14 protein-coding genes are annotated in these 21,982 nt (G+C 37.7%); 8 read left to right on the top strand and 6 right to left on the bottom strand.

Annotation, left to right across the window (positions count from 1 at the left end; all coding sequences use genetic code 11):
* The first annotated feature begins 80 nt into the window (after positions 1 to 80).
* Together AC3M61_RS03155 and AC3M61_RS03150 are read left to right on the top strand one after the other, a co-directional pair.
* Positions 81 to 1,448 carry an MFS transporter gene (locus tag AC3M61_RS03155; RefSeq protein WP_500779461.1) on the top strand — a complete coding sequence of 456 codons (1,368 nt, stop codon included), beginning with the start codon at positions 81 to 83 and terminating at the stop codon, positions 1,446 to 1,448.
* Positions 1,449 to 1,680: 232 nt separating this feature from the next.
* Positions 1,681 to 2,889 carry an iron-containing alcohol dehydrogenase gene (locus AC3M61_RS03150; protein ID WP_500779460.1) on the top strand — a complete coding sequence of 403 codons (1,209 nt, stop codon included), beginning with the start codon at positions 1,681 to 1,683 and terminating at the stop codon, positions 2,887 to 2,889.
* Between the two features lie 95 nt (positions 2,890 to 2,984).
* Here the strand turns inward: AC3M61_RS03150 and AC3M61_RS03145 are convergent, their stop codons facing one another.
* The 5 genes from AC3M61_RS03145 to AC3M61_RS03125 all read right to left on the bottom strand — a co-directional run bounded on the left by AC3M61_RS03145 (position 2,985) and on the right by AC3M61_RS03125 (position 9,032).
* Positions 2,985 to 3,608 carry a hypothetical protein gene (locus AC3M61_RS03145; RefSeq protein WP_500779459.1) on the bottom strand — a complete coding sequence of 208 codons (624 nt, stop codon included), beginning with the start codon at positions 3,606 to 3,608 and terminating at the stop codon, positions 2,985 to 2,987.
* Positions 3,609 to 3,623: 15 nt separating this feature from the next.
* Positions 3,624 to 4,691: a pyridoxamine 5'-phosphate oxidase family protein gene (locus AC3M61_RS03140; RefSeq protein WP_500779458.1), complete on the bottom strand. Its 1,068-nt coding sequence runs from the start codon at positions 4,689 to 4,691 to the stop codon at positions 3,624 to 3,626.
* Positions 4,692 to 4,728: 37 nt separating this feature from the next.
* A complete protein-coding gene (locus AC3M61_RS03135; RefSeq protein ID WP_500779457.1) occupies positions 4,729 to 4,935 on the bottom strand; it encodes a heavy-metal-associated domain-containing protein in 207 nt (68 codons plus the stop codon).
* Between the two features lie 13 nt (positions 4,936 to 4,948).
* Positions 4,949 to 7,132: a heavy metal translocating P-type ATPase gene (locus AC3M61_RS03130; protein WP_500779456.1), complete on the bottom strand. Its 2,184-nt coding sequence runs from the start codon at positions 7,130 to 7,132 to the stop codon at positions 4,949 to 4,951.
* Between the two features lie 241 nt (positions 7,133 to 7,373).
* Entirely contained in the window at positions 7,374 to 9,032 is a 1,659-nt protein-coding gene (locus AC3M61_RS03125; protein ID WP_500779455.1) for a sensor domain-containing diguanylate cyclase, read from the bottom strand.
* A gap of 142 nt (positions 9,033 to 9,174) precedes the next feature.
* Here AC3M61_RS03125 and AC3M61_RS03120 point away from each other — a divergent pair, with 142 nt between their 5' ends.
* Both AC3M61_RS03120 and AC3M61_RS03115 read left to right on the top strand, forming a co-directional pair.
* Positions 9,175 to 10,104: a 1-phosphofructokinase family hexose kinase gene (locus AC3M61_RS03120; RefSeq protein ID WP_500779454.1), complete on the top strand. Its 930-nt coding sequence runs from the start codon at positions 9,175 to 9,177 to the stop codon at positions 10,102 to 10,104.
* A 148-nt stretch (positions 10,105 to 10,252) separates the two neighbouring features.
* Complete coding sequence (locus tag AC3M61_RS03115; RefSeq protein WP_500779453.1) at positions 10,253 to 12,247, top strand: glucodextranase DOMON-like domain-containing protein; 1,995 nt, start codon at positions 10,253 to 10,255, stop codon at positions 12,245 to 12,247.
* 84 nt (positions 12,248 to 12,331) lie between these two features.
* Here AC3M61_RS03115 and AC3M61_RS03110 read toward each other — a convergent pair whose 3' ends face one another.
* Positions 12,332 to 13,579: an MFS transporter gene (locus AC3M61_RS03110; protein ID WP_500779492.1), complete on the bottom strand. Its 1,248-nt coding sequence runs from the start codon at positions 13,577 to 13,579 to the stop codon at positions 12,332 to 12,334.
* 312 nt (positions 13,580 to 13,891) lie between these two features.
* Here AC3M61_RS03110 and AC3M61_RS03105 point away from each other — a divergent pair, with 312 nt between their 5' ends.
* From AC3M61_RS03105 to AC3M61_RS03090, 4 genes are all read left to right on the top strand, one after another.
* Complete coding sequence (locus AC3M61_RS03105) at positions 13,892 to 15,865, top strand: methyl-accepting chemotaxis protein (RefSeq protein ID WP_500779452.1); 1,974 nt, start codon at positions 13,892 to 13,894, stop codon at positions 15,863 to 15,865.
* Between the two features lie 533 nt (positions 15,866 to 16,398).
* Positions 16,399 to 18,120 carry an HD domain-containing phosphohydrolase gene (locus tag AC3M61_RS03100; protein WP_500779451.1) on the top strand — a complete coding sequence of 574 codons (1,722 nt, stop codon included), beginning with the start codon at positions 16,399 to 16,401 and terminating at the stop codon, positions 18,118 to 18,120.
* Positions 18,121 to 18,236: 116 nt separating this feature from the next.
* A complete protein-coding gene (locus AC3M61_RS03095) occupies positions 18,237 to 19,724 on the top strand; it encodes a transporter substrate-binding domain-containing protein (RefSeq protein WP_029683923.1) in 1,488 nt (495 codons plus the stop codon).
* A gap of 198 nt (positions 19,725 to 19,922) precedes the next feature.
* Positions 19,923 to 21,902: a methyl-accepting chemotaxis protein gene (locus tag AC3M61_RS03090; protein WP_029683924.1), complete on the top strand. Its 1,980-nt coding sequence runs from the start codon at positions 19,923 to 19,925 to the stop codon at positions 21,900 to 21,902.
* The last annotated feature ends 80 nt before the right edge of the window (positions 21,903 to 21,982 follow it).

Here is a 21,982-nt window from a genome sequence, read left to right as displayed (position 1 = left end):
ATGGTATAATGAAATCAGTATCGGTAACGTTACCATAATTCATAATAAACTATACAACACTAGAAAGGAGTGCTAAATGGATGGCGGAAAGATTACCTTTGTGGAAAAAGTGGATGTATGCACTAGGGCAGCTGGGCTGGTCACTTACCAGTTTCGCTATTGGGAACGCTCTTGTATATTTTTACATGCCCCCTAAGGGTGTGAATTTTCCACAGTATATAACCAGGGGAGCTGTTTGGGCTGGATTGACTATTGTGGGGCTTGCGTTGGGGACATCTAGACTATTTGATGCAATAACTGACCCATTGGTTGCAACTATGTCGGACAGAAGTAGATTAAAACTTGGCAGAAGAAGGGGATTTTTGGCAATCAGTGTTCTTCCGTTTGCATTACTTTCTTTCTTGCCTTTCTTCCCACCATCGACGAGTTATACAATTAACACTATTTGGCTTTTTGCTACAGTTATTGCATTCTATTGGTTTATGACCATGTACGTTACCCCGTTCTTTGCTTGGATGAGTGAACTTGGACATGACCCGGACGAACGTCTTGGGCTTAGCACAATGATTTCCATTACATGGGCTCTTGGATACGTTTTGGGAACGCAGATTTACCTTTTCCAGACCATTTTGGAAAAACGAGGCTTTGAACCTGTTAAAGCATTTCAAACAGTTACAGTGCTTTACGGATTAATAGGTTTTATCTTTATGCTACTTCCTGTTATATTTATCGATGAAAAGCGTTATTGTGAACAACACACAGTTAATGAAGGGAGTTTAGAGGCTATAGTCAACGCATTCAAAGAAAAGCACTTTGCAATCTTTGTTATCCAGGATTTGCTTTACTGGATTGGTTTAACAGGCATAAGCCTTGGGCTTGTATATTACATAACGGTCTTGTTGAAACTTCCAAAAGAGCAAGCATCTCAGGTTCAGCTCATAATGTTCCTTTTGTCTTTCTTATTCTACGTTCCTGTGAATTTCCTGGCAAAGAAACTTGGCAAAAAGACAGTCCTTATGGTTGGGTTTATTGTGTTTGCTTTAGACTTCGCATTTGCCGCAGTTTTGGGTAAAATAAATATGTCACCATATGTACAAAGTTACATTGTAGGAGTCCTGGCGGCAATACCGCTCGCGATATTTGGAATCCTGCCAAACGCAATGGTATCTGATATTGCTGAAGCACATGGAAGAAAGACAGGTAATTACAAAGCGGGAGTTTTCTTTGGCGCAAGGACTTTTATGCAAAAAATGGGACAGACAATAGCAGGACTCGTATTTCCATCTATATACATCCTCGGAACTAACCAAGTTAACGAACTCGGCCTTAGAATCAGTGCTATAATCTCGCTAACTTTAATGATTCTTGGCTATATCGTAATGCTTTTCTACAACGAGAAGGAAATCTTAAAAACACTGGGAGTCAAAGTTGCAGCGCAAGAAGAATAGAATGTTGAAATGACAAATTAGGATGCATACTTTCTTTTAGACCAAGCCCCTATATCATTTAATAAGATTCGATATAGGGGCATTTTTATTTTATTTTTTTTGGGAATATTTTCACAATTAGCCTTGACAAGAATTGAAAGCGGTATTAAAATAGAAACAGAAATGTGAAAAATATCACTAATAACGATTAAGACAGAGGTTCTTCACTTTGAAAAACAAGGAGGTACGGAGCATGTTTGAAAAGAAGGTAAACATCTACAACGTATTTGAGTTAAGATGCAAAACAACGTGTTATTTTGGTGTAGGCGCGATAGATAAAATAAGGGATATTTCTGAGTATCTTTCAAAACATGGGATGAAAAAGGCAATTGTTATAACAGACCCTGTTGCATACAAGGTTACAGGAGCATGGGATGTTGTAACAAAGTACTTCAATGAATTTGGCATAGAATACGTCCTATATGATAAAGTCACACCAAACCCAACCGTTGACCAGATTGATGAAGCAACGAAGCTTGGAAAGGAATTTGGTGCACAAGTGGTGTTTGGTATAGGTGGAGGTAGTCCGATAGACACGGCAAAAAGTGTTGCAGTGCTTTTGGAATACGAAGGCAAAACTGGAGCGGAACTTTACGAAGGAAAATTCACCCCGGAAAAGGCTAAGCCGATTATCGCTATTAACACAACGCATGGCACTGGAACGGAAGTGGACAGATTCGCTGTTGCCTCGATACTTGAGAAAGAATACAAACCGGCGATAGCATACGACTGCATATACCCTCTCTTTTCTATCGATGACCCTCAACTAATGGTTACACTCCCATACAAACAAACACTTTACACAACTATCGATGCGCTTAATCATATTACAGAAGCTTCGACAACGCTTGCAAGAAATCCATATTCCATACTCCTAGCAAAAGAAACCGTGAGACTTATTGCAACATACTTGCCACAAGCACTTAGTAATCCGAACGACCTCAATGCAAGATATTGGCTACTTTACGCATCGGCTATCGCAGGTATTTCTTTCGACAACGGACTACTTCACTTCACACACGCACTTGAACACCCACTTAGCGCAGTAAAACCAGACCTTGCGCACGGGCTTGGACTTGCAATGCTACTTCCGGCGGTCGTGAAAGAAATTTACCCATCTGTTGCCGAGATTCTCGCAGAAGTCTTCGAACCGATAGTCCCAGGTCTTGAAGGAAAACCAAAAGAAGCAGAAAAAATAGCAAAGGGAATTGAAGACTGGCTCTTTAACATGGGAGTAACAGAAAAACTTGAAGATGTTGGCTTCAACGGAGGACATGTTGAAAAACTTACAGAGCTTGCTATGACAACACCGTCTCTTGGATTACTATTAAGCGTTGCACCAATTAATGCAGAAAGAGAAGTAATAGCAAGAATATACAGAAATTCATTGAAGAGAATGTGAAGAAGCAAAGAAGCTGAGAAATGACTTAAAATACAACGCTCCGGGATAGAACCGGAGCGTTAAGTTATGAGTTATTGAGTTATCTTACCAAATTATCAATGCACTTGCAGGCTTGTCTTAATGTGTTGGTACACTTCTTCGCATAATTTAAGTGCCTCTATTGGAAGCTCTTTGTGGCTGTACGCTTTCGAGATGAGCAATTCTTTATCTTTGTACATAATACCAACAGAACTAAATCTTATCAACTGTTCTTTCAAATCGTAAGGAAGATTATCAACTACATGCTTAGGTTTTATGATAAATTGCCTTAGAAATGCATCTTCCTTAGGAATAAACACCTTTAAAAAGCCGCGGGGTACGATTGCAAACTGAGAAGTTGGGATAGACAGAGTAATATCTTTAAGCAACATGCAGAAATATTTCTGAGAATAATATCTATTAGAGACGTACATTTCAAAATAAAAGCGTTTCTCTTCGGTGTCTTCGTATGTAAATACATGGTTTATTCTAACCGATAACCATCTTAAAACTGGATTAGTTTTCACTACGCCCTTTAATACAGAGCTTTCAAATTCTTTATCAGACCCAATATATTTATACCCAAGACTTTCTATGTACTCTTTTCGTTTACTTTGTCTGCTCTTAGACAATTGGTATATGACTAATATTTCAATTATAGAGCTGATAATAATTATCGAAACAATGATTGGTATAACCATACCTTATCAACCCCGTTACTCAACGCGAGATTTTCCTGTAATATGTTCTAAGACAATCTTTATAACACCTGCGTTTTTACACTCTTGGTCTTCTCCATTTCCATCGACTGGATCACTTATTTTGTATTTTTCGGCAAATTGAGGCGAATACTTCTTAACAAGTTCGTAAATCGCAACTTTTTTTTCGGGACCTTCTACTAATTCTGCAGTGCCGAATGCGACTACACTTTCATACGCAGTTGTCAATTTTTCTGGCAAGATTTTTGATTTTGTAACTACACTGAAGCTAACTTTTGGATGTTTTGATATATTCTCAAGTTTTTTGCCCTCCAGTGCGCAATGGATATATATCACTCCGTCTTTATATACATAATTAACAGGCACTCCGTATGGGTATTCCCCATCGAATGTTGAAAGCACGCCATATTCACCTCTTTCTATTATTTCAAGAGCTTTTTCGATTGAAAGTTCTCTGTCTTTTCGACGCATCCTCTTAAATCTACTAACACCCATTATTTGACGGATTTTTTCAACGATTAATCTTGGAGGAATGGAACTTACGATAGCTATATTTTTGTTTGTGTACTTATCAAATTCTTCGTAGTTAAGACCGTTGCCAAGTTCGTATTCTTTTTCATATATTTCGAAATCTTCATCTGTTTCTATTTCAACAAGGTATTGGACGGATACGTTGTAGGGCTTTTCAAGTTCCACAAATTCATCTAACACGATTTCGACAGGTTTTTCGCTAATAAAATATCTTACCTTCACAGCGACGGGAATTCTTGTCAAAGCGTTCCATAGAGCTTCGTTAGGTCTTATTTCATATTCTTCTTCAATCCTTTTGAAACCTTCCATCAACTCAGATTTAGAAGCCACAATCCATTTTTCGTTTCCTGTTTCATCAACCATGTATCTGATACGGCAATTTTTGATATTCTTATCTCCGGCAAAATCAAAAAAGGAGCAGTCCAACAAATACCACTGGACTACTCCTAGTTTCCATTTGGAAATTGCTTTAAGTTTCTGGGCTTTTTCTTCACTAATAAGGTACTTTTTTTCGCGTTCAACACATTCGCCCATCTTTAACTGTGCTCCTGTCTAGATTTCTTGGCATTGATTACATGATGGTTGCCGATTCTACAGGATAATCAATTTCCTCGAGCTTTTGCACAACTCTTTCGATGTTGTCCGTTTCGATGATGATTTCTTTCTGAGCAACTCTAACTTCGAAATTGGTTTCACCAATTTCCTCAAGTGCTTTTGAAATCCTCATTTTGCAGTGGTTACAAGAAATATCAGGGACTTTCAATAAATACTGTGCCATCTTTAACCCTCCTTCAGTTTTCGCTTTTGAATTTCTTTCGGATGTTCATAGAATTGAGAATTACTGTTATTGAACTCATTGCCATGGCTCCTTCTGCAATAGCTGGGTGTAAAAGCCCAATCATTGCCAAAGGTATAGCTACCACGTTATACAAAAATGCAAACAAGAGGTTAGTCTTAATTGCGCTGAATGTAGCCTTTGATATCGATATTACATCCGAAACTTTAGATATCCCACCCTTTGTTATTATGATATCCGCACTATCTATAGCTAAATCACTACCACTTCCGATGGCAACACCAATATCTGCAGCTTTTAAAGCGGCGGCGTCGTTAATACCATCACCAACCATAACAACTTTTTTACCCGTTGCTTGGTATTTTCTTACAATGTCCATTTTCTCTTCTGGTTTTACGTTTGCATAGAGTACGTCTATACCAACGATTTTTGCAACATGCGTTGCGGTTTTTTCGTTATCACCAGTTACCATCACGGGTATTATACCATGTGATTTAAGCTCCTCGATAGCTCTTTTTGAATCTTCACGAACAGTATCCTCCAGTGCAAAGAAACCAATGATTATATCGTTTCTACGAACTTCGACAATAGACATTCCCTTGGAAGTATACTCTTCGTAATTTGTCACATCCTTTGGTTTTCCAATGAAATATTCATCAGCTCCAATCTTTGCTTTCAAACCTTTGCCGTGTATTTCTTCAAATTCTTCGACGGTCTCAGATGAATTTGTTGTACCAATTATGTCAACAGTGGCAAAATGCTCTGCAATTGCTTTAGAGAGAGGATGAGTTGATAATTGTATGATTTTTTTAATTTTCTTAGTTTCATCATCCGGTAGATTCTGAACTACTACACGCGGTTTCCCGTGTGTTATCGTTCCAGTTTTGTCAAAAAGGACGTATCCTACATTTCTAACCGTTTGTATTGCTTCTGCATTTTTTATCAAGAGCCCTTTCTTTGCCGCGAGTGACGTCCCAACTATCAAAGCCATCGGTGTTGCGAGTCCCAATGCACACGGACATGCAATTACAACTGTTGTTAAGAAGACAAAAATAGAAAACGAAAGCCTATCAACTTCATGCAATGACCATGGTAACGTCATGCGTATAGAATGCGTTAAGTTGCTTAAAAAATCAAAATTGAAATACCACAAAAATGCACTCAGAAGTGCTAAGCTGATAATTGTTGGAACAAAATAATTCGTTATCCTATCTGCAAGTTGTTGTATTGGAACCTTTGCGCCCTGTGCCTCCTGAACAAGAGAAATCATCTTGGATAAGAACGTATCTTCACCAACTCTTGTAACCTTAATCTTCAGAACACCTGTCAAGTTCAAAGACCCGCCAACTACTTCATCGTTTATCCCTTTTTCAACAGGTAGAGATTCACCAGTTATCATAGATTCGTCAACAGAAGAATAACCTTCAACGATTATTCCGTCAGCTGGTATTCTTTCACCAGGTTTAACAAGAACCAGTTGTCCTTCTTTAACTACCTCGATGGGAACCATTACTTCGCCTTTATCTGTAATTATTCTTGCCTCTTTCGACTGCAGTGATAACAATTCCTTGACCTGTTTTGAAGCTTTGTCCCTTAGAGAAGATTCTATATATCTTCCTACAAGATGAAGAGAAACTATCATTGCACCGATTGTGCCAAATGGGTGTATAGATAAACCAAAGTAAGTGATTACATTCGTTAGCCATGCGGTTACAGCTCCGAAAAATATCAAAGTGTCCATATTCGAATGTTTGTGCAAAAGTGCAATTGTTGCACCGCGAATGGTATCTCTCCCTGCATAGAAAATCACAATCGCCGAGAAAATTAATTCCAACTCTTTGAAAAACGGAATGTGTTTTCCCGACATGTGGAAGAACATGATGAACATAAGTGGTATAGTAATTGCGAGAGAAATATACGTATTCCTTTTAATTCTCTTAAGCCTTTTTTCTTCAATGGCTTCAATAGGTTCGTTTGAAACCCCGTAACCAACACTTTCTACAGCTTTTTGAAGAACTTCATCAGGTATATCTTTTTCTAAAACAACAAAAGCAGTATTTGTTGCTAGGTTCACAGCGGCAAACTTAACTCCATCAACTTTCAACAAAGACTTTTCAACTATCCTTGCACAATTTGCACAAGTCATCCCGGTTATCTTTAAACTTTTCTTCTGCTCCATATCTGTTCACCTACCATTGAATCGCCGGAAAATAACAATGAATTTAACCATACTGCACATCAAATTCTAACATTAACTATAGTATAAGTCAATAAGTTAAGACTAATTTTATAGGTGTTGCAAATAAGAGCTCAACAAGGTTATGAATCACCGAGTAAAAGTGGGAAGTCACATCGAAGTATGCCCTCACTCTTCACGGAATGTTTATAAAAACACCGGAAGGTTTGAAGGTTTTAAAAGCTCAAACATTCAAATTTGAGGCAAGGTAAAAATACAGTCCGTTATTTTTTGCATAATACATTGCAACATCGGCTTTTAGTAATAAATCACCAAAGGATGTTGCATCTTTTGGGTAAATTGCAATGCCGAAATTTGCGGATACATTTAACGTGTTACCCTGATAATCTATCGGTTTTTCAAGTTCCTTGATAACTCTTTCAACAAACTGTATGTATTCTTTACAATCGTAAAGTAAATAGACGAATTCATCCCCTCCAACTCTCGCTATGAAATCACTTTTACGGGCCACAGAAGATAGTCTCTGTGCGACCACGGTAATAACGTAATCTCCAACTTTGTGCCCTAATCTATCGTTAACTGGTTTGAAGTTTTTTAAATCAACATATATCAAGCACACCTGTTTACCTTCTCTGTTCGCTAATGCAAACATTCTTTCCGCTTCCGTTTCAAGAGCTCTTCTATTGGGAAGATTGGTGAGCGGGTCTCTCAAAGAGAGGTATTCAAGATATTCCTTCTGTTTTTGTAGCTCCTTTTCAAGTTTTATCCTTTCAAAAACAACCCCAACTTGATTGGCAAAAACAGTAGCTATTCTTATGGAAAATTCGTTAAAGGCATTTTCATTTTCAAAATTATCAAGGTTGAAGAAAGCTACTGCCTCATTTTCCACAATTATCGGAACAGAGAGCATAGCTTTGATTTCCGAGATTCTTCCGTATTTCACAAGTATTTCTTGACGTTCGTCCATAATCTTTTCTGAATCAAATTTATCAAGACGGGTGATAATCTTTACCTGTCCGTCAATGTTTTGTGCAAGTTCTTCAGGTTTGAATTTGACCTTCGATAACTGAGTAAAATCGTAACCTACACACGCAGCAAATTCGTAGTAATCTCCGTTTTTGATTAAAACAGAACCAGCTTGTGCACCCGGGATAATTTCGACAGCTTTTTCAAGTATGAATTGATAACTCGGAGCAAGAATTCCCTTGAGAAGTCCTTGGGTCATTTCGGCTATAGCTTCGAGGGATTTATTTAATGTTTCTTCTATCTTTAACAATTTTCGTGTTTTGAACTCGTTTACAAATAACATAATTGATACAATTAAAGTCAAAAAGAGCAGTATTAGGGATATTTCTTTAATAGTCAAAAGTCTTTCGTATTTTAAACCATAGACAAAGTCTCTTGATAGTGCTCTATCACCAGAAGAGATTTTAATCCCTTTTATCTGATACTTTTCGAGGATATGGCTTGCATCTAATTTGACAACAGCAAATTTATCAGGTAAATACGAATTACCGAATGAGTCCAAAATCTTAAAGTGTATTAAAAGCTGAGTGCCTTCTGATGTGATTTCAAAATAATCAGTTGGCGGATGACCAGAATAGAATTCTACATAATTCACGTATGGGAATTCTTGTTTTATATCTTTTTTGACGTTATTGATAAAATCGTGGTCGTTGTTCTTCAGTGCATCATAAAGCTCCGTCCATTGGAAATATGCAAATGAAATATTTAACGCCTCATTTTCAAAAGCTGTACGTGCGAACTTTTTTAGGTTTTCGTCTTCAGTATAGATGTAATAGTTAATCCCTATTATGAAAGAAATGATACTTGTCAAAAGAAAAATTAGAAATTTCCAATTACCTGGTCTTAGGAACCCCATTATACCAACCTCTCACGAAGTGGATTGCCATGTAAATATTATACCACCTAAATGAGCAAAAACGACGAGATACCTGTAAAAATCTTAAATTCTTGTGGTAAAATAGTAGAAAACAACTTCTTGAATTAAAGAGGTGGTTCTAATGATATTTACTTTAACTATGAACCCCTGCCTTGATAGGTATATTTACGTTGATGACCTTGTTGTCGATGATACAATTCGAGCAAAGAAAGTTGTTGATTACCCAGCGGGTAAAGGTATCGATGTCTCGCGAGTGATTAAAGAGCTTGGAGGTGTATCGATAGCCATTGCACTTGTTGGAGGAGATAATGGTAGAAGGCTTGAAGAGATGCTTGACAAAGAAGGTGTCATATACTCATCCATACGCGTTCCTCAAGAGACAAGAATGAATATAATCTTAGAAACGAGCAAAGGACAATATCGAATAAGTATGCCTGGTGAAAAAATAGGCGTGAAGAAATTACAAGTTGTTTTGGAAGTGCTTAACGCCTTAGTGCGTCAAGGGGATGTTGTTGTAGTGTCAGGTAGCCTCCCTAAAGGAGTTGCAGCTGAGTTCTATACGGGCATAATATTTACACTAAAACAATGGGGAGCAACTGTTTATTTTGACGCTGATGGGGATAAACTAAAAGCTGGGTTGATAGGTCAACCGGATTACATTAAGCCGAATTTACACGAGTTTCAAAGACTGATAGGCAAACATGTATCTTCCAGAGAAGAAATTATCTCAGAAGCAAGAAAGGTTATAGAAATCCATGAACTGAAGGCTATTCTTTTAACTCTTGGCGGTGAAGGTGCATACTTTATTTCTAATGAAAAGGTTTTATATACCAAAACTATAAAAGTTCCCGTTAAAAGTGCAGTTGGTGCTGGTGATTCTTTCCTTGCTGGGTTTGTGTTGAAGAAAACAGAAGGTGCATCTGACGAAGAAGCGTTGCGATGGGCAAATGCTGCAGGAACCGCAGCGGTTATGACACCTGGAACAAGGCTGTGCAGAAAATCCGATGTGGAAAAATTGCTTGAGAAAGTTGAAGTGGAGAGGGTAGAGTGAGCAAAAGCGTCGCCTTAGTGCGACGCTTTTAATTTTGATTTTATGCTTGGAAACTTTTCCAACAAGAGAAACATAACCAGGATTTTATGAGAAAATATACACCGGAAGTGAATATCTGCTACACACCTCAAAAAAAGGAGGGATACGCATGGCTTGGGTGAAAAGATTGGTAGTTTTTGCGCTCTTGATTAGCGTTCTTTCACTTGCGGCTTTAAAAGTTGAGGGGAACAAGGTTATTTTCACATTCACCTATCCACAAGCGAATACGGTCCATCTTGCTGGGACATTTAACAACTGGTCGACCACAGCCAACCCAATGAGAAGAGAAGGCGACACATGGATTACGGAACTTGAGTTGAAACCGGGGACTTACCAGTACAAATTTGTTATCGATGGTGGTAAGGTTTGGAAAGAAGACCCTGATGCGCCAGGTTACACAGACGATGGCTTTGGTGGAAAGAATGGTGTATTTACACTTGCTCTTAAGGATGGAAAGTTGGTTATAGTGGCTCCTGCTCCCGATATCGCTGGAAAGATTGAAATTAACGAAGAAAGAGAGGAGAATTTCTCTATTGAGGAAAACGTGTATGTTGTCATCCGCTTTTATAAACCAGATGCGAAATATGTCTTCATTGCTGGCTCGTTCAATAACTGGAGTTCATCGGATACAGAGTGCTACAGTGCAGGCGATGGTTGGTGGGAAGCTGTCCTTGAGTTGACACCTGGTGTTTATCAATACAAGTTCGTAGTCGATGGAAAAGATTGGGTAACTGACCCAAATGCACCAGCATATGTAGATGATGGATTTGGCGGAAAGAACGGGGTATTCGAAGTTTGGAAAGAAGATGGTCTGCTGAAAGTAGGGGCACCAAGAGTCCAGTTGGAAGCGGAAGAAAAGAAAGTTGAAATGCCAAAAGAAAACATTGTGAGGTCAGTTGAGTACTCAGTTGATGGTAAACTCACTGATGTAGAAAAAGCTACAGCTTACTTTGAGGCAACAGCAATTTTCAAAGGAGCATATGTAGCAAGAACATCGTCAGCGTTTTACGTTGCAGTAGAGCTTGATAAACCTGCAAAAGATTACCTCAACCAGAATATTCTTGTTGAAGTATATACCGATTCTCCGAGAATGACTTCTGCAAATACAAAGACCTACAACGGAACGGAACTTACCAAAAAAGTTGGCTTCAGATTTTCTATAAATATGAAAACATACCCAGTAAGAAAACGTGGTTCATTCTTTGCAGCCATGGGAGACAATACATGGGTTCTTCAAGCGAATCCATTTAAGACTGCTGTTGATGAAGTGGTAGAATTCGAAATACCCTACGACATAATCGGTGTGAAAAGTGGAGAAACGTTCAACGTTTTCGTTGTAGTATCTGTTGATGGGGAAGACGAAGTAGTTCCAACCGAAGGTGTTGCTATTAGGACACCAAGTATGATTTCAGGTAATGTTATTGCTAAATTCGTTGACAAAGTCGGAGATGATTACGGCTTTGGAACATACACATATCCAAAAGACCCAGCATTTGCACCTTACAAAGGACTTTGGGATATAACCGAGGTTACTGTGCTCGAAAATGAAGATGCATACGTATTTGCAATTAAATTTGCAGAGATGACCAATCCATGGGCATCACCGAAAGGATTTTCACACCAACTTGTGAATATTTACCTTGACACAAAAGATGGTGGGAGGACTGATACTTACAAAGAAGGTGCAAGAGTCCAATTCAAGGAACCTTGGGACTATTTCATCAAGATTGCAGGTTGGCCAGACTATGGTCAAGTCTTTGCGACAGCCGACGGGAAAGAGATAACAGAAGCAATAACATACGAAGCGGATCCTGCAGACAAGGTAATATACATCGTCGTATTCAAGAAATTCCTCGATATCCAGAAAGGCATCAAAGCTTATATACTTTCAATGAGCCAAGATGGTTTTGGAACGGATCATATAAGGGCGGTTACACCAAATGCATCACAATGGACACTTGGTGGTTACCCATCAGATTCAAAAGACTACGCACCTTGGGTGCTTGATATCGTTGCCCCAGAAGGATACACCCAAGAAGAAATACTCAAATCTTACATTCCTGGTCAGGCGTATGCAACGTTGATACCTGTGGTTATCAAATAGTCTTGAAATTAAGCAAAGAAATAATAACCTGCCAGCTTGCGCTGGCAGGTTTCATTTTTGTATTTTTGTATTTTTCTTATTTCATTAGCTGATTTCTGCGTTTTTTGTCTCAATTCCGAATATCAAAACAACAACCGACGCGATAAGTGATAAAAGAGCAAGCCAAGAGAAGATTTCCAAAAGTGATTTATTCAAAGCAAACATATAACCGGCAAACTGTGGGGCCAAAATACCAGCAATCCTTGCAATAACTCCAGCCATACCATTTCCAGTTCCTCTCATTGAAGTTGGGTATAACTCGGGTGTGTAAGCATACACCAGCCCCCAAACACCGAGTGTGAAGAATGAAAGTAACAAGGCAACGATGATTAACTGAACAGTATTTGAAACAAATGCCCAAAGAATGGCAGTTACAGCCATACCAAGGAAATACAGCATGAGTGATTTTTTTCGACCGAGTTTTTCAATAAAGTATGCAGCTGAGAGATAACCAGGCAATTGTGCGACCATCATAAAGAAAGTGAACCACAGCGATTTTGTCGCACTTAATCCTTGCTGAGCAAATATCTTTGGAGCCCAGGAAAATAATGCATAGTAAACAAAGCTAACAACAAACCAGCTTGTCCAAATCATGAGCGTTCGAGTAAGGTAAGGTTTTCTTAAGATATCCAATATTGTGATTTTACTTTCAGGGATTGGTTCAATTTCTTCTCTTAGCTGTATTCTTAATACCCTTTCTAAGCCAACCTTCCCATGCTTTTTAAACGCGAATTTTGGAGATTCAGGTAACTTGAGTAGAATTGGAAGTAATAAAAGTCCCGATGCGAAAACCCAGTAGGTTATTCGCCAGTTGTTTTGAACTGTCAAAACAGCAACAAGCCCTATAAGTATACTTCCAAAAGCCCAGCTTGCTTCCAGTAAAACAAGGTAAGCACCCCTGAGTGCTTTGCCTAAGAATTCGGCAAAGTAAGCATTAACAGATGGCATCAAACCACCGTAACCGATACCTGCAAGAAAACGGAAAAACATAAAGGTGTTTGCTGAGTTTGTAAAGCCAAGTGCTGTTGAAAATAAAATTGTCATCAGAAAATAGATTAAATTTGAAAGCTTTCTTCCAAACAAGTCGGCAACCAAACCAACACTCAAAGCACCAACGAGCATACCAAGAAATGTTGAACTTAGAATGTTCGCAGATTGCTGAACACTAAGTGCCCACTCTTTACTGATAGAAGGTAATGTAAATGATAGGGCAAGCACACCGGCAGCATCAAACATCCACATGATGGAAGTAAGGTATAACAAACGTTTTTTGGACTTCTCATTTACGTGCATTTCAACAACACTGTCAATAGGCAAAACATTTTCTGTAGATATATTTTTGCTCACCCGAATACCTCCTTTCAGCGAAAATTCTTAATATGTCCTGTAAATTTTGTCGACAAAATTCAACATAATTTTACACTACATGTTTTGTTGTGTCAATTGATTAGAATCTCTTTGATTTAACAACTAATTGAAATTTGAAAAATTATTTGGAATTTTTTTTTTTTGCTATAATATAAACCGAGTAAGGAGATGCAACATCAAAAAACGGTTGGTTAAAAAACGGTTGATTAAAAATATTCTAAAAGGGAGGGACAGCTTATGGTTTCGCTCAAATTGAAACACTTGCCAGTGATTCTGATGGTTGTTTTAATTGTCGGCTTTTCTGTAACTTTTCTTGTTTCTGACATTATGAGTAAAAGGATCAACTCAGTATGGCTTGAAAAGTATGTCCACGTGGCTGGTCGTAATATAGAACATTTTATTGAAGGAAAAGAGAAATTATTAGAAGTTTTCATTTCTGATATGATTAACGACGAACAAGCTATTGAACTTTTCAAAGCTCAAGATAGAGAAGGTCTGTATGAATATCTAAAGCCATATTATGAAACTTACAAAAAAGAAGGAATTGAAGTTTTTCAGTTCAACAATTTCAACAATAGTGACCTAACTGTATTTTTGAGAATGCACAAACCAGAAAAATTTGGCGACGATGCTTCTTTTAGAAAGCTGTTGAGAAAAGTTTTGTCGACTAGGCAACTGGTAGTTGTATACGATGTTGGCACAAGCGGTTTGGCATTAAGGGCAGCTGCACCTGTGATAGATAATGGAGAACTTGTTGGTGTATCGGAATTAGGAATTTACTTGAAAGAATCGTTGTTAGAGCATTTCGATGGCGATAACGAGTTCGTTCTCTTAGCTGATGAAAACGGAAAATTGGACCAACCCAAATTTATAAGGCTTAATGAGAATGTAAAAATTGCTGAGGAAGTAGATTTGAAAAAGTTTATTGAAGATGAGGATTATTACATTTTAAAAGGCAATTATTACTACTTCGCTCGCCATTTTAAAGATGTCGATGGTGAGACTGTAGCACTTTTATTATCAAGAATTTCCATAGCAGATGTTGTAAACATTAACCGGTTATCTACGATTATCACCGCAATTGTTTATGTCGTTATTGTAGCGATCTTGGTAATTATTACCATAATATTATTGAAAGGGGTCATAAAGCAGATTTTGATAGCAAGGGAAGGTATTTCAAAGTTTGAAAACGGAGACCTCACCGTGAGGTTTGATGTAAGTGCGTCAAATGAAGTTGGTGAACTTGTCAAATCGGTATCTCAGGCTGTTGAGAAATTGAGAAATGCATTTGTTAGCGTTCAAAATAGTTTTGTTTCGATAAATCAATCTATAAGTAGTTATGCAACGCTTAGTGAGAAACTAAAAGAAATTATCAAGAAAGCAAATCAATCAGTTGAACAGGTTGTTTCTGTTGCAGAGAACGTATCTGCATCTGTAGAAGAAACGAACTCTGGTGTTGAAGAGGTCGCAGCAGCTGCACAAAATGTTGCTTACAGCGCGCAGCAGATTTCCTCGCTCACGAATTCCACGTTCAACGAAATCAGCAATTCGATGAATGTAATAAAGGAACTTGTAGAAAAGATACAGGAAACGATAGCCTCCTCTGAAAAGTCACTTGAAGTTACAAGTTCACTTGTGAATTACTCAGCACAAATTCAAACGATAGTTGATACGATAAACTCCATCGCAGAGCAAACGAATCTATTAGCATTGAATGCCGCAATAGAGGCAGCCAGAGCGGGAGAGGCAGGAAGAGGATTTGCGGTTGTTGCTGATGAGATTAGGAAGCTTGCCGAAGAAAGTAAGAAATCGACAGCGGATATACAAAACATACTAAAGAACATAAAAGATGGAGTGGAGCAAGTAGACCAAACAGTGAAACAAAATGCGGAAGTGTTGAACACATCAAGAGAAAGCGTTAAAAAAGCGCAAGAGGCGTTTGAGAGGATATACAAATTAGCACAGGATATAAACTCCAAAGCAGAATCACTTGCAGCAGCAAGCCAAGAACAGAGTGCATCGAGTGAAGAGATAAGCTCGGCAATGCAAAATGCAACGAACAGTGTAAATGAGATAGTGCAAATGATGGAAGAGTTGGCAGAAGAGATAAGGGAAATCGGAAAGGCCATTCCAGAGATTGAAGAGGCGAACAAGACAGTGCAGATTGAGATAAAGCGATTTGAAGAGATATTGAGGTTTTTCAAAGTTTGATAAACGAGTAATAATACAACACACAAACCCTTGCAGTGAAAACACCTGCAAGGGTTTTTTTAATCCACCCAGCAAGAGTGACAACTTGAGTGATGGGTAACTGAATCATCAGAAGTCAGCAAAGCTCAGTAGCCGAAAAGTAATGGACTGGACGTTAGAGGTATAGCTTGGAGAAAGAAAAGTGGAGTTTGAGGATAACCAAGTGATGCGAATGTCAGCCATGACAGTTCCAGAATCACAAGCCAGTGTGCAGTAGCGCATTAAAAATTAAAAGCTATCATAAATCGGTATGCATAGTGGCATAAAATGATGCTGGGTAAATTATCTAATTACCCAGCTTTTAGTTGATTGTAATTGGGTTTTTCAAGATGTATGTTGTAATGAAAAGGTGCTTAAGTATTCATATTCTAAAAATACACAATTGCGTTTCTCAAACAGAAAAAATAGGCGCCAGCAAATATTTTTGTGGTATAATCAAAAAATAGTAAAAAATATCTTCTGCTTGAAACGTTAAACAATTGGAGGTGATTAAAATGCAGAGAAAAAGTATGAATAAAAAATCCATAGTTGCCATGTTTCGAGTTTTGACTTTCGGATTCGTCATTTTAGTTATTTTGTCTTTTCTGAGTCTTTTCAGAATTACCCAATTGGCAATCGAAACTAAAAGCGAGTATTTACAAATTCAGGAAACATTCAGAGAGATAAACAGTGCTGTGCTTGACCATTCAAAAGCTGTTAATTTATTTGATGAGATGGAATATTATGGATATGATTCAAAAAGGTTAAAAGAATCTTTAGAGTCGCAAGATTCATCTACGATAGCCCAAGAGTTGAGAAGCTTTGCAATATATTTGCAGAACGTTGAAACTGAGAATCTCAATCACAGTTTTCGATATGCTCTTGGAGTAATTTTTATATTATTCACCATTATAATTATGCTATTCGTTGTTTACCGCAAAACAACAAAGACAGCAAATTCTTTAATTGGAAAGCTTTTAAATACGTTTCGGGAGATGGTTGAAAAGATGTATATTAGTAAAATCAATCCATTAGACAATGTTATGATTAAGGAAGAGCTGGAATTTAATGAATTAATTAAAGAGGCTAATCTAAGAAATGACTTAATAGACTATTTTAGGAATCTACCATACGTGGATAGTATAGAGGATTATATAAACCTCGTTGGTGAGCAAGTCTGTTCGTTTTTTGAGGCGGGAAGATTCTCGTTGGCACTTATACACGATGATGAAATAATAGCAGAAGTGGCTTACTTTTCGGATAAAAATCATAAACCGCTTTTAGATAAGGGGTTTAAACAAAAACTATCGGAGACTTCCCTTGGAAAGATGGCAAAAGATGGCACTAAATTCAGAATAATTAATGACCTAAGGCAAAAAGAGAATTCGGTGAGTTCGAGGCTTATAGTTAAAGAAGGTTTTTTGTCAAACCTTACCGTACCTGCCGTTGTCAATGGAAAAGTGATTGGTTTCTTTTTCTTAGCTTCCGAAGAGATTAACCACTTTAGCGAAGAAGATGGTTTGATGTTTTATATAATTTCACTAAACTTATCACCTAAGTTATATCACACGCTATCTATACAAAGTATTATATCAAACTTTGGCAACTCCTTAGTCAATTTGGCAGAGTACAGGGATAACGAGACGGGAAATCACATAAAAAGAGTGGCGTTGTATTCAAAGACTTTGGCTGAAGCGTTGGGTTTAGAACCAAAACTTGTTAGAGAGATATATCAATTTGCACCACTACACGATATAGGGAAGATAGGTGTTCCAGATAGGATACTGCTTAAGCCTGGCAAACTCGATGAAAAAGAGTGGGCGATTATGAAGACGCACGTGATTATTGGAATGAGGATACTCGAGGAATTTGTTGAAAGTAGTTCTGATGTCATTGGAAAAGACGCTCTGCGCACTGCGATAAACATCGTTGCAGACCACCACGAAAAATGGGATGGGAGCGGTTATCCATTTGGCAAAAAGGGAGAAGAGATAAGCATAGAGGGAAGGATTGTGGCTGTGGCTGATGTGTTCGATGCGTTAACAACAGAGCGACCATACAAAAAAGCATTCCCCTTTGATGAATCGGTCAAGATAATAGAGGAACAAGCAGGTAGGCATTTTGATCCTGAAGTCGTTCGCATCTTTATGGAAAAACTCGATGTGATTCGCATGATATATGATGAGTTAAGGGATGTAAGGTCCGAAGAAATCCGCGATATGAGTCAAAAAGATTAGAGAATGAGGCTCTATTGTCGAAAGTAGTGATGTGGAATTGATACTAAGAAAAGAATCAGCGTGTGGTATGTTTGGCTCAGTTAAGGTTGTCCACTTTGCTGGTTGGGGGCGGTTGTATGATTAGAGCAGATTATTTCCAAAACGCTCGACGCTTTTTCCAATTGATGTCTTTCATAGTTTTCTTAATTTTATTGCTAAGTATTTCGATTCCCGCTTTCGGAGCAATGGTGCTTTACACATACCCACAGGACGTTTCACCAAAGTATATCTTTGTGGGAAAAGAACTTTCTGGTCTTTGCCACGATATATTAGTAGAACTCAATAAGGAGTTGCAATCGCAAGGTATCGAAATTAGGTACAAGGCAAAAGATTTAAAGTCTATAGAAGAAATACGGAAAGCTCTTGAGAACAATGAGATTCAAATCTTTATTGGGCATGGACATTCTGCCGAAGTTGAAAAGAAAATCAATTTTGTAAAGCTCCCATTGTATGCTTCAAAACAGATGTTTATCGTAGAAGCTAATACAAAAGACAAGATTTTTGAAAAAGCCGTCGTTAAAATTGGAGCTATAGCTGGCACAATCCCATCTCAAAATATTCCACAGATTTCAAGAAAACAAGAAGTAGTGTTTTACAAAAACTTAGATGAATTGTATAAGGCACTTGAAAAAAAGGAAATCGATGCTGCGTATGCTATAGGGCTAACTCTTGGATACTTAGTGAATCAAGCTAAGGGAAAGTACATTCCATTGAATTTGACGAATGGTAAGTTTTATCATTATATCGTTCTTTCAAAAAATGTGAGTCAGCAGATTGTGTTGAGGATAGAAAATGCTTTGAGAAGTCTTCATTCAAAAGGGGTAATAGAGAGTTTAATAAAGAAATATAATTTACAGCAATACGTTTTACCAGGCAATGTTGTGGAAATACTTCTTGTCGATTGGAAGCCATATGAATGGTACGATACAAAAAAAGGTGACTGGGTAGGAATTGACGTTGACGTTGTCAAAGCCGTTTTTCAAAAGATAGGATGTAAGCCAGTTTTTTTGACATTTCCATGGCAACGGTGCTTGGAATATATGAAGGTTCAAGCTTACGATGCAACGATGAGTGTTTCATTCACACAAGAAAGAGCAGAATTTTTAATCTATACATCTGAGCCTCTCAGTAGTGGTAAAGCTGTGCTTTTCAAATTAAAAAGTTCAAATATTAACATTCAGACTTTGGAGAGTATACCAAAAGATACGAGGTGTGGTTATTGCGATGGTTATGGCTATCCTGAATGGTTTTGGAAAGCCGATTTCAAAAAGATTAGCTTGACCACTGATGAGGTAGGATTCCGACTTCTCAAAGATGGCAAGATAGATATTTTTATATCTAATTTGCTTGTAGGAAAGCATTTAGCGAAAGAACTAAACATTGAAGTGGATTGGTCTCCTGCGTATGGTGGTGTTCAATACTACTATATTGCTTTTTCTAAGAATCATCGTGGGAAGGTTCTTGCTGATATTTTTTCGCAGGAATTAAGACAATTCAAGAAGACAAAAGAATATTTGGAAATTTTGAAAAGATACGCGATAAGCTATGATGAGCTTTGGAAATAGAAAAAACATTTTACCCCTTTACCCCCATTTTATTAAATGTAGATTATGTCTACCTCACTGATGTGATTTGCTACCTCACGTTTCGGAAGTAAATCTACAAAAAAATTCTAACCTTTCTTAATATTTTCTTTTTATCCACCCCATAAAATTCCAGTTAGAATAAAATTTAAAACAAAAAAAGTAGGAGGTCTGGGAATTATGACAGTGAGATTGAAGGACCTACCGTTATTTCTTGTTGTTATATTAATAATCGCATTTGGTGTAATGTATTTTGTAAACCAATATTTCTCCAATCAGATTATAAAGCATTGGTCAGAAAGGTACAATGAGGTTGTTGTTAACGTGCTTAAAGAGAAGGTGGAAAGTAAGTCACCTATTTTTTCTATTTTGACGGATTTTCTGGTTAATGACCCGAACTTAGTAAATACCATCTACACCTACGACAAAGAGTTGCTCCATTATTATCTTGAACATATTTATGACACCTATCGGCAATATGGTCTTGGTATTCTTCAAATCACTACCGCTGATATGAAAGTGCTACTTAGAATGCACGATATAGATAAGTCGGGTGATAGTGTAGCATCGAGAAAACTTGTTAAAAAGTTAATTGAGACGAAAAAGCCCGTTACAGGGTATGAAATTGACCTGTGTGGTTTGGGGTTGAGGAAACTTACTCCGATAGAATCTGGCGAATTTGTCGGCATTTTAGAGGTTGGAGTCATGATTGATCAAAGATTTTTGAAAGAATTGGAAGGGGTAAACGAACTTGTCCTTCTCTATAACGAGAAAGGAAGACTTGATAAGCCAATTTTTATAAGAGCTGACGAAAAGGTAAAATTGTCAGAAGAGATAGATCTCCAGAAATTTATAAAAAATGAGAAATATTATGAGATCAAAAATGCACAGCTTTACATTGCACATCATTTCAAAGATTTGAATAACCAAACTATCGCTATTTTGCTTTCAAAAGTACCAATTAACGCTATAATCGCTCAACAAACGCGATCTAACCTGGTGAATTTTTTCGTCCAGTTATTCGTACTTGGTGTATTACTCGTCTTAGTAGTTCTTTTGTTGAAAACAGTTGAAAAACAGGTGTTTGTAGCAAAAGATTGTATAGCAAGAGTTGCGAATGGAGATTTGACTGTTGAGTTCCCGGTCACAGCGGAAAATGAAATCGGCGTCTTGGTTGGGCATATTTCACAAGCAATAGATAAGCTCAGAGTAACTTTATCCAATAGTCTTGATAAATTCACGAATATAAAGACCTCAATCAACAAAGGCTCAGCAGTAATCGAACGTATCTATGAGTTGATAGAAAGAGTAGAAACTGTTTCTGATAACGTGCTTCTGATGTCAAACACCGTTTCAGCATCGGTCGAGGGAACTAATATGGGAGTTAAAGAGGTCGTGTGCGCTGCGCAGAATGTGGCAGATAGTTCCGAGGAGATTTCAATGCTTGCAAATGTGACTTTTGAAAAGATAGAGTCTTCTACTAATTTAATCGAAGAGCTTGTTCGAGAAATAGAAAAGACAATGGATTCAACTTTGGAATCAATAGAAGTAACTAAGACGGTTATGAGCTATTCCTCGCAGATCGAAAGAATAGTAAGTACAATTAACACTATCGCAGAGCAAACTAATTTGTTAGCTCTGAACGCAGCGATTGAAGCAGCAAGAGCTGGAGAAGCGGGTAGAGGATTTGCCGTCGTGGCTGGTGAGATAAGAAAACTTGCCGAACAAAGTAAGAAGTCAACAATTGAGATACAAAATATACTTAAGAGTATAGAAGAAGGCGTGGAGCAAGTTAATTCAACTGTTGTCAAGAGTGGAGAGGTTCTGAGAGCATTAAGTAAGAGCGTGAAGAACACCCAGGAAGTCTTTGAGAACATTTACCAGCTAACTGAGCAAATAAATTCAAAGGCACATGCACTTGCTGCGGCAAGTCAACAACAAAGCGCCTCTGCCGAGGAGATAAGTACGGCCATGCAATTTGCAACTGATAGTGTCAATGAAATTATCAAAATGATGAACGAACTTGGTGAAGAAATAAGAGAGGTTGTTGAACTTTTGCCATATCTTAGAGATGCCGATAGACAAGTGAAAGAAACTGTTCAAAACTTTTCTGATGAGCTCACGCAGAATTTTAGGTTAGTCAAAGTTGAGGAGTATTAGATAAGATTTCATACGTATAGAAAGTTATATCCCTGTATGCTTGTAAAGTATACAGGGATTTTTATTTAATTGCATTTAAT

This window comes from Fervidobacterium sp. (assembly GCF_059913585.1).
This window is presented reverse-complemented; position numbering and strand designations above follow the sequence as displayed.

Excerpts from the sequence above, each read along its gene's own strand:
- AC3M61_RS03155 (WP_500779461.1), top strand. The coding sequence starts at position 81 with ATGGCGGAAAGATTACCTTTGTGGAAAAAGTGGATGTATGCACTAGGG.
- AC3M61_RS03150 (WP_500779460.1), top strand. The coding sequence starts at position 1,681 with ATGTTTGAAAAGAAGGTAAACATCTACAACGTATTTGAGTTAAGATGC.
- AC3M61_RS03145 (WP_500779459.1), bottom strand. The coding sequence starts at position 3,608 with ATGGTTATACCAATCATTGTTTCGATAATTATTATCAGCTCTATAATT.
- AC3M61_RS03140 (WP_500779458.1), bottom strand. The coding sequence starts at position 4,691 with ATGGGCGAATGTGTTGAACGCGAAAAAAAGTACCTTATTAGTGAAGAA.
- AC3M61_RS03135 (WP_500779457.1), bottom strand. The coding sequence starts at position 4,935 with ATGGCACAGTATTTATTGAAAGTCCCTGATATTTCTTGTAACCACTGC.
- AC3M61_RS03130 (WP_500779456.1), bottom strand. The coding sequence starts at position 7,132 with ATGGAGCAGAAGAAAAGTTTAAAGATAACCGGGATGACTTGTGCAAAT.
- AC3M61_RS03125 (WP_500779455.1), bottom strand. The coding sequence starts at position 9,032 with ATGGGGTTCCTAAGACCAGGTAATTGGAAATTTCTAATTTTTCTTTTG.
- AC3M61_RS03120 (WP_500779454.1), top strand. The coding sequence starts at position 9,175 with ATGATATTTACTTTAACTATGAACCCCTGCCTTGATAGGTATATTTAC.
- AC3M61_RS03115 (WP_500779453.1), top strand. The coding sequence starts at position 10,253 with ATGGCTTGGGTGAAAAGATTGGTAGTTTTTGCGCTCTTGATTAGCGTT.
- AC3M61_RS03110 (WP_500779492.1), bottom strand. The coding sequence starts at position 13,579 with ATGCACGTAAATGAGAAGTCCAAAAAACGTTTGTTATACCTTACTTCC.
- AC3M61_RS03105 (WP_500779452.1), top strand. The coding sequence starts at position 13,892 with ATGGTTTCGCTCAAATTGAAACACTTGCCAGTGATTCTGATGGTTGTT.
- AC3M61_RS03100 (WP_500779451.1), top strand. The coding sequence starts at position 16,399 with ATGCAGAGAAAAAGTATGAATAAAAAATCCATAGTTGCCATGTTTCGA.
- AC3M61_RS03095 (WP_029683923.1), top strand. The coding sequence starts at position 18,237 with ATGATTAGAGCAGATTATTTCCAAAACGCTCGACGCTTTTTCCAATTG.
- AC3M61_RS03090 (WP_029683924.1), top strand. The coding sequence starts at position 19,923 with ATGACAGTGAGATTGAAGGACCTACCGTTATTTCTTGTTGTTATATTA.